This window comes from Pseudomonas sp. TJI-51, from assembly GCF_000190455.2.
GTDB classification, from domain to species: Bacteria; Pseudomonadota; Gammaproteobacteria; order Pseudomonadales; family Pseudomonadaceae; genus Aquipseudomonas; species Aquipseudomonas juntendi.
This window is the reverse complement of sequence record NZ_AEWE02000127.1, coordinates 1-8,191: the sequence shown is the minus strand read 5'-3', so window position 1 is coordinate 8,191 and position 8,191 is coordinate 1. Positions and strand designations below refer to the sequence as shown.

Below are 8,191 nucleotides of genomic sequence, written 5' to 3'. Positions count from 1 at the left end.
ATCTCCCACAGGGACCGCATCAGGGCTGACAGGTGTTTGCCACAGCGCCTGTGTGGCTTACCGGCGATGAGGCCCGAGCAGGCCACTGCTATTTTGCGGCGCTGGCCAGCACCCGCTGCCAGTCGGGCTCATTCAGGCGGCCGAGGATGCGTGCCTTGCCGTTACCGTCCACCGAAACGAACAGCGCGCTGGCGTAGGCGCTTTCGCGCTCGCCGCCGGCCACGTGCTGCTGGCGGGCGAAGTGATCGATGCAGCCGTTATGGGTCACCAGCACCAGGTTGTGCCCCGCACGCTTGTGCGCCATTGCATCGCTGGCGAACTGGCTGTCGCAGCTTTCCAGCCAGTCTTCGCTGGCCACCGCCTGGCCGAGGATGAAGTGCGCGGTTTGCCGGGTGCGCAGTTTCGGGCTGCTGAGCAGGTCGGTGTTGGCCAGGCCCAGTTGGTGCAGGCCTTGGCCCACCCGCGTGGCAGCCTGGCTGCCGGCCACCGTGATGCCGGTGGGGTCGTCCAGGCACGGGCCCGGGGCGCTGTCGCAGCGTTCGGCGTGGCGGATCATCACGATCACGGCACCCTCGGCCCAGTTCTGCAGCAGGCCGCTGTCACTCAGTTGTTGCTCGTTGCCAAGGTCCACGATATGCGTCCTCGTCGCCAGCCAGGTGGTCAAGGCCGCCACGACCATGCACAAGCCAAGGGCGGCACCAAGGGCTTTGCGAGACAGGCGCCGTTTGCGCCGGGCGTGAATGGCAGGGTGCCCCAGGGTATTGCTCGATAGCATGCGTTGCTCCAGTGACAGGGCCGCGGCGGGCACGGCAGTGATGGCGGCATTTTGCTAAGCGAGCTGTCGGGGGCCGGTGAAGGGCGTGTGAAAATTGCATTCGGTTGCGGCCCGTTGGGTGAACACCGCGCCGGCGCCTACGCTGTAGACTGTAATTCGGCGAAAACCGGAGCAAGCCCGATGACCTCCACCCTTCAACTGGAAAGCGCAAGGCTGGTGCTGCGCCAATGGCACGACGATGACCTGCGTGAATTTGCGGCGCTGTGTGCCGACCCGCAGGTGATGCGTTACTTCCCGGCACCGCTCACACGCCTGGAAGCTGCTGCGCTGATTGGCCGCATACGCGGGCACTTCAACGAATACGGTTTTGGTTTGTGGGCGCTGGAGCGCAAGGACAGCGGTGCATTCATCGGCATGACCGGCTTGCTGCAGGTAAACTTTGACGCCGATTTCGCGCCAGCCGTGGAGATTGGCTGGCGCCTGGCCCGGCGCCACTGGGGGCTGGGTTTTGCCAGCGAAGCCGCGTGGACCTGCCTGCGCTGTGCGTTCGCCCAATTGCGCCTGAACGAGGTGGTGTCGTTCACTGCCGAAAGTAACTTGCCATCGCAGAAGGTGATGCAGGCCATCGGCATGCAGCAAGACCTGCGCGGCAGCTTCGAGCACCCGCGCCTGCCCGCAGGCCACCCGCTACGCCCGCATGTGCTGTACCGCATCGACCGTGCGCACTGGGAGCACACCCTGCGCGCCTGAATGCACAGCCATGCTCGGTGCGAATGGCAAACGCTGTATTATTTGCCCATTGAAAGGGCGCTGGGCCGCAAGGGGTTCGGCGCCTGTGAGTTCGAGCGCCGCCCAGGCGGCGCAGCGCGAGCAAGGCTCGCTTCTACGGAGATGCCCCAATGAGTCATGTGTTGGACGACCTGGTCGACCTGTTGAGCCTCGAAGCCATCGAGGAGAACCTGTTCCGTGGGCGCAGCCAAGACCTGGGCTTCCGCCAGCTGTACGGCGGCCAGGTGCTGGGCCAGTCGTTGTCGGCAGCCAGCCAGACGGTCGAAGACGCGCGTCATGTGCACTCGCTGCATGGTTATTTCCTGCGCCCGGGGGACGCCAGCCTGCCGGTGGTGTACTCGGTGGACCGTGTGCGTGATGGCGGCAGCTTCAGTACCCGGCGGGTGACGGCGATCCAGAAGGGCCAGACCATTTTCACCTGTAGCGCCTCGTTCCAGTACGACGAGGAAGGCTTCGCCCACCAGGCGCAGATGCCCGACGTGGTCGGCCCGGAAAACCTGCCTACCGAAGTGGAACTGGCGCGTGCCATGGCAGACCATCTGCCTGAACGCATCCGCGACAAGGTGCTGTGCGCCAAGCCAATCGAGATTCGCCCGGTCACCGAGCGTGACCCGTTCAACCCCAAGCCAGGCGACCCGGTGAAATATGCGTGGTTCCGCGCCGACGGCAACCTGCCCGACGTGCCGGCCCTGCACAAGTACCTGCTGGCCTACGCCTCGGACTTCGGCCTGCTCACCACTGCGCTGGTGCCGCATGGTAAGTCGGTTTGGCAGCGCGACATGCAGATCGCCAGCCTCGACCATTCGCTGTGGTTCCACGGCAACCTGCGTGCCGACCAGTGGTTGCTGTATGCCACCGATAGCCCGTGGGCAGGTAATTCCCGTGGCTTCTGCCGCGGCAGCATTTTCAACCAGGCCGGGCAACTGGTGGCATCGTCGAGCCAGGAAGGCCTGATTCGCCACCGCAAGGACTGGGCATGAGCCTGCAGCAGGTGCGCAACTGGGTGTTCGACATGGACGGCACCCTGACCGTGGCAGTGCATGACTTTGCCGCCATTCGGGAGGCGCTGGGTATCCCTGCCGAGGACGACATCCTTACCCACCTGGCGGCTTTGCCAGCCGACGAAGCCGCGGCCAAGCATGCCTGGCTGCTGGAGCATGAGCGTGAGCTGGCGGTGGCCTCCACCGCGGCGACCGGGGCGGTTGAACTGGTGCGCGAACTGGCTGCGCGTGGTTGCCGGTTGGGGATACTGACCCGCAATGCGCGGGAACTGGCCCATGTAACGCTGGAAGCGATAGGCCTGGCGGACTGCTTCCCGGTAGAGCATGTGCTCGGGCGTGACGAGGCGGCACCGAAGCCGAGCCCGGATGGGTTGCTGAAGATTGCCGCGGCCTGGGGCGTGGCGCCGAGCGAGCTGGTGATGGTGGGTGACTACCGTTTTGACCTGGACTGCGGGCGCGCAGCGGGGGCACGCACGATATTGGTGAATGTGCCCGATAACCCATGGCCGCAACTGGTGGATTGGCACGCGGTCGATTGCCGGGCACTGAAGGTGATGCTGGGCTGAGTCGATAGTGCGCAGCCCGATCGCGACACAACGCCGCTGCTGCAAAGCCCGTGAAGCTTTTGCAACCCATAGACCTGTCTATGCTCATTCCCATTCCTGAAGTTGATACGGAGACCCAACCCATGACCAGCAAGGCCATCTACGTTCAACCTGGCGGCGGCTACGACAAGGTCGAGGTCGGCAGCAGCGAGGCTGCGGCCCCCCAGGCCGGCGAGATCACCGTGCGCCTGCACGCCAGCTCCCTGAACTACCATGACTTCGCCGTGGTGAGTGGCATGTGGGGGCCGAGTGAGCGGCGCATCCCCATGGCCGACGGTGCGGGCGAAGTCGTTGCCGTAGGGGCCGGCGTCAGCGAGTTTCAGGTCGGCGACAGTGTCGTCAGTACGTTCTTCCCGGACTGGCTCGATGGCCAGGCCAATGTCGAAGGCTTTGCCCGGGTGCCGGGTGACGGCATCGATGGCTACGCCCGCGAACAGGTCACCGCCCGTGCCACCGCGTTTACCCTGGCACCTTCGGGCTTCAGCCATGCCGAAGCCGCCACCCTGACCACTGCCGGCCTGACCGCCTGGCGCGCGCTGATGTGCGACGACCACCTCAAACCGGGCGACACGGTGCTGGTGCAGGGCACCGGTGGCGTGTCGATCTTCGCCCTGCAGTTCGCCAAGCTGGCGGGTGCCACGGTGATTGCCACCTCGTCCAGCGATGCCAAGCTGGAGCGGCTCAAGGCCTTGGGCGCCGACCACTTGATCAACTACAAGCGCACCCCGGCGTGGGGGGAGAAAGTGCGCGAGCTGACCGGTAACCGCGGTGTCGATCACGTGATCGAGGTGGGTGGCCCGGCTACCCTGGAGCAGTCGATGATCGCTGCACGGATCGGCGGGCATGTGTCGCTGATCGGCATTCTTACTGGCGTGGCTGGGCAACTGCCGTTGGTGCAGGCATTGGTGCGGCAGATTCGCCTGCAAGGGGTGCTGGTCGGCAGCCGGGCGCAGCAGCAGGCGATGGTGCGGGCCATTGATGCCAACGGTTTGCGGCCGGTAGTGGACAAGCACTTCGAGCTGGAGCAGATCGTCGACGCGTTCCGTTACCAGGAGAGCAACCGGCATTTCGGCAAGATCTGCCTGACCTGGTAAGCGCCGGGGCTGCTGTGCCGCAGTTGCCCGTCAGTCCGGTAGCAGCCGGTCGCGGCTGTTGGACAGGTGCAGGCACACCGCCGCGCGTGCTGCATCCGGGTCTTGCCGGCGGATGGCATTGAGGATTGCCTCGTGCTCCAGGTTGGCCAGGTATGCCTGCGGTGCCATCTTCGACCCACTGCGCTCGGCTTGGGCCATGCGGTTGCGCGGAATCAAGCCGTTGCCCAGCTGCAGCAGCATCTCGGTGAAATACAGGTTGCCGGTGGCTTCGGCAATCAGCAGGTGAAAACGCCGGTCTGCCTCGATGCAGCTGTCACCTGCCGCCGCCAGGTCCTGGTAGTCATCCAGTGCCTGGCGCATGCGCGCCAACTGCCCTTCATCGCGGCGTAGCGCTGCCAGCGCGGCGGCCTGGCTTTCCAGGCCGACCCGCAGCTCCAGCAAGTCGCGCACATTCGCTGCGCTTTCCGCTGCAACGCGCAACCCGGCCTGGGCTTGGCGCGCCATCACGAAGGTGCCGATACCGTGGCGCGGTTCCACCAGCCCCGAGGCCTGCAACTTCGACAAGGCTTCGCGAACCACCGTGCGGCTGACCCCGTGCTCGCGTACCAAGGTGTTCTCCGACGGCAGTTTGTCGCCGGGCTTGAAGGTGCCCAGGAGAATCTGCCGGGTCAGGCTGGAGACCAGGTCATGTGCGCGGCTGTGGCCGCGTTTGTGCGCGTGATCTGGGAGCATGCTGTAGTCCACCTCTTGTTGTACTTGTATGACAAGTTAATTGCTAAAAATATTTTTTGCCCAATTTTTCGCGATTCGAGGGTGCATTTCGAGTGGCCGTTTTTGCAAGATCGCAACATATTAGTTTTATTGAAGCTTGTATTTTGCCATTTTGGCGATGTTGTTGATCTTGTCGTACAACTTCTCGGGGCCTATGCTCGTCCCCACTGCCATGTCAGACAACCCCGACCCGCACAAAAACAACTAGTGGGAGATTCACCTGTGAACGACACCCTCGCTCCGTCTGCCCGGAATGAAGGCGACGCGTTGGCCAGCGCCGTGGCCAAGGTCAAGCGTCACGTGCTGCCGCTGTTCGTCATCATGTTCATCGTCAACTACCTGGACCGCGTCAACATCGGCTTCGTCCGCCCGCACCTGGAAAGCGACCTGGGCATCAGCGCTGCGGCCTTTGGCTTTGGTGCCGGGCTGTTCTTCATCGGCTACGCGCTGTTCGAAGTGCCTTCGAACATGCTGCTGCAGAAGGTGGGTGCCCGCTTGTGGCTGACCCGCATCATGTTCACTTGGGGGCTGATGGCCACGGCCATGGCTTTCGTGCAGAACGAAACCCAGTTCTATGTACTGCGCTTTCTGCTCGGCGTGGCCGAAGCGGGCTTCTTCCCTGGGGTGATTTATTACTTCACCCGCTGGTTGCCGGCGGCCGAGCGCGGCAAGGCAATCGCCATTTTCCTCAGCGGGTCGGCGCTGGCTTCGCTGATTTCCGGCCCCTTGGCCGGGGCATTGATGCAAATCCAGGGGCTCGGCCTGCACGGCTGGCAGTGGATGCTGTTCATCGAAGGCATGGCCTCGGTGGCGTTGTGCTTCTTCGTGTTCTTCTGGCTCGACTCCAAACCGCAGGACGCCAAGTGGCTGAGCCAGGCCGAGCAGGATGCGCTGGTCGCGACCATCGACCGTGAACAGCAAGCGCGCGAGGCGCTGGGTGCGGCCAAGCCGTCGGCCTGGAGCCTGCTCAAGGACCGCCAGATCGTACTGTTCTGCCTGATCTACTTCTGCATCCAGCTAACCATCTACGCGGCCACCTTCTGGCTGCCGAGCATCATCAAGCGCATGGGCGACCTCAGCGACTTGCAGGTCGGCTTCCTCAACTCCATCCCGTGGCTGATCTCGATCCTGGCCATGTATGCCTTCGCTGCCGGTTCTGCACGCTGGAAGTTCCAGCAGGCCTGGGTGGCAGGCGCCCTGGTGGTCGCGGCTATCGGCATGTTCATGTCCACCACCGGCGGGCCGGTATTCGCCTTTGTCGCCGTGTGCTTTGCCGCCATCGGCTTCAAGTCGGCCTCGTCACTGTTCTGGCCGATCCCGCAGGGCTACCTGGATGCTCGCATCGCGGCGGCGGTGATAGCCCTGGTCAACTCGGTCGGCAACCTCGGCGGCTTCGTTGCCCCCACCACGTTCGGCCTGCTGGAGCAGCAGACCGGCTCGATCCAGGGCGGGTTGTATGGCCTGGCGGTGACTTCGGTGCTGGCGGCAATTGCCATCTTCTTCGTGCGTACACGCCCCAAGGGCGCACCTTCCGATAGCCTGAAGGGCCCCGCGGCCCTGGGCCAGACCCACTGACGACTGCGAGACGACAACCATGAATATGCAGACAACACCCGCCGTTCACACCAGCACCCCGGTGGTCACCGACCTGCGCGTGATTCCGGTGGCTGGCCACGACAGCATGCTGCTCAACCTCAGTGGCGCACATGGCCCGTTCTTTACCCGTAACGTGGTGGTACTGCGGGACAGCGCGGGCAACACGGGGCTTGGCGAAGTGCCGGGTGGCGAGAGCATTCGCCAGACCCTGGAAGACGCCCGCAGCCTGGTAGTAGGCCAGCCGATCGGTCACTACCAGCGCGTGCTCAATGCCATGCGCCAGACGTTCGCCAGCCGCGACTCGGCGGGGCGCGGCCTGCAGACCTTCGACCTGCGCATCACCGTGCATGCTGTGACGGCCATCGAGTCGGCGCTGCTCGACCTGCTCGGCCAGCACCTGAATGTGCCCATGGCGGCACTGCTGGGCGAGGGCCAGCAACGTGATGCGGTGAAGATGCTGGGCTACCTGTTCTATATCGGCGACCGCCAGCAGACCGACCTGGCCTACCGCAACGAAGCGGACAGTGACGACGACTGGTTCCGTGTGCGCCATGAAAAGGCCCTGACGCCCGAGGCGGTTGTGCGCCTGGCCGAAGCGGCCAAGCAGCGTTACGGCTTCAGCGACTTCAAGCTCAAGGGCGGCGTGCTGCGGGGGGCAGAAGAAATGGAAGCAGTGACGGCGCTGGCCGAACGCTTCCCCGAAGCGCGCATCACCCTGGACCCCAACGGGGCCTGGTCACTCAAGGAGGCCATCGCCCTGTGCCGCGACAAGCATGATGTGCTGGCCTATGCCGAAGACCCCTGCGGCGCCGAGAACGGCTACTCGGGCCGCGAGGTGATGGCCGAGTTCCGTCGCGCTACGGGTTTGCCCACGGCTACCAACATGATCGCCACCGACTGGCGGCAGATGGGCCATGCGATCCAGTTGCAGTCGGTGGACATTCCGCTGGCCGACCCGCATTTCTGGACCTTGCAGGGCTCGGTGAGGGTGGCGCAGATGTGCAACGACTGGGGGCTTACCTGGGGTTCGCACTCCAACAACCACTTCGATATTTCGCTGGCGATGTTCACTCAAGTGGCGGCTGCCGCGCCGGGTGAGATCACCGCGATCGACACCCACTGGATCTGGCAGGACGGCCAGCGCCTGACCCGTGAGCCGCTGCGCATTGTCGACGGCCATGTGCATGTGCCGGCGCGGCCGGGGTTGGGGGTGGAGCTGGATGAGGATCAACTGGCCAAGGCCCATGAGTGCTACCGCAACATGGGGTTGGGGGCGCGGGATGACAGCGTGGCGATGCAGTTCCTGATTCCGGGTTGGCGCTTTGATAACAAGCGGCCTTGCCTGGTGCGTTAAGGCTGCTGGCCTCTTCGCGGGCTTGCCTGCTCCCACAGGGATTGCACAGGATTTGAAGCCGATGCGATCGAGGTGGGAGACTCTATGGTCTCTGGTAAGGGTAGCCGGAGCATCTTCAGCGCCTGTGAGATCGAGCGCCGCCCGCGCGGCGCAATCGCGAGCTGCGCTCGCTCCTACGTTTGTTTCGGGCCAGTAACGCCTGTGAC

The 8,191-nt window shown here is 64.3% G+C and carries 8 protein-coding genes; 6 read left to right on the top strand and 2 right to left on the bottom strand.

The features are described from left to right. Positions 1–88 precede the first annotated feature (88 nt). Complete coding sequence (locus tag G1E_RS23275; protein WP_009681788.1) at positions 89–775, bottom strand: histidine phosphatase family protein; 687 nt, start codon at positions 773–775, stop codon at positions 89–91. 180 nt (positions 776–955) lie between these two features. Here G1E_RS23275 and G1E_RS23270 point away from each other — a divergent pair, with 180 nt between their 5' ends. From G1E_RS23270 to G1E_RS23255, 4 genes are all read left to right on the top strand, one after another. Beyond that, the gene (locus G1E_RS23270; RefSeq protein WP_009681789.1) at positions 956–1,525 is read left to right on the top strand and encodes a GNAT family N-acetyltransferase; all 570 of its coding nucleotides are present in this window, start codon (positions 956–958) and stop codon (positions 1,523–1,525) included. Between the two features lie 149 nt (positions 1,526–1,674). After that, the gene (gene tesB / locus G1E_RS23265; RefSeq protein ID WP_009681790.1) at positions 1,675–2,544 is read left to right on the top strand and encodes an acyl-CoA thioesterase II; all 870 of its coding nucleotides are present in this window, start codon (positions 1,675–1,677) and stop codon (positions 2,542–2,544) included. Further along, entirely contained in the window at positions 2,541–3,131 is a 591-nt protein-coding gene (locus G1E_RS23260) for an HAD family hydrolase (protein WP_009681791.1), read from the top strand. Before tesB ends, G1E_RS23260 begins: the two co-directional genes overlap by 4 nt. 122 nt (positions 3,132–3,253) lie before the next feature. Next, positions 3,254–4,264, top strand: coding sequence for an NAD(P)-dependent alcohol dehydrogenase (locus G1E_RS23255; RefSeq protein ID WP_009681792.1), 1,011 nt, complete (start codon positions 3,254–3,256; stop codon positions 4,262–4,264). 30 nt (positions 4,265–4,294) lie between these two features. Here G1E_RS23255 and G1E_RS23250 read toward each other — a convergent pair whose 3' ends face one another. Beyond that, positions 4,295–4,996, bottom strand: coding sequence for a FadR/GntR family transcriptional regulator (locus G1E_RS23250; protein ID WP_009681793.1), 702 nt, complete (start codon positions 4,994–4,996; stop codon positions 4,295–4,297). A gap of 261 nt (positions 4,997–5,257) precedes the next feature. Here G1E_RS23250 and G1E_RS23245 point away from each other — a divergent pair, with 261 nt between their 5' ends. Together G1E_RS23245 and gudD are read left to right on the top strand one after the other, a co-directional pair. Then, positions 5,258–6,610 (top strand): MFS transporter, encoded by a 1,353-nt coding sequence (locus G1E_RS23245; RefSeq protein ID WP_009681795.1) that lies wholly within the window; start codon positions 5,258–5,260, stop codon positions 6,608–6,610. Between the two features lie 19 nt (positions 6,611–6,629). Further along, on the top strand, positions 6,630–7,985 hold the full coding sequence (gene gudD / locus G1E_RS23240; protein ID WP_033690099.1) for a glucarate dehydratase: 1,356 nt from the start codon (positions 6,630–6,632) through the stop codon (positions 7,983–7,985). Positions 7,986–8,191 lie beyond the last annotated feature (206 nt).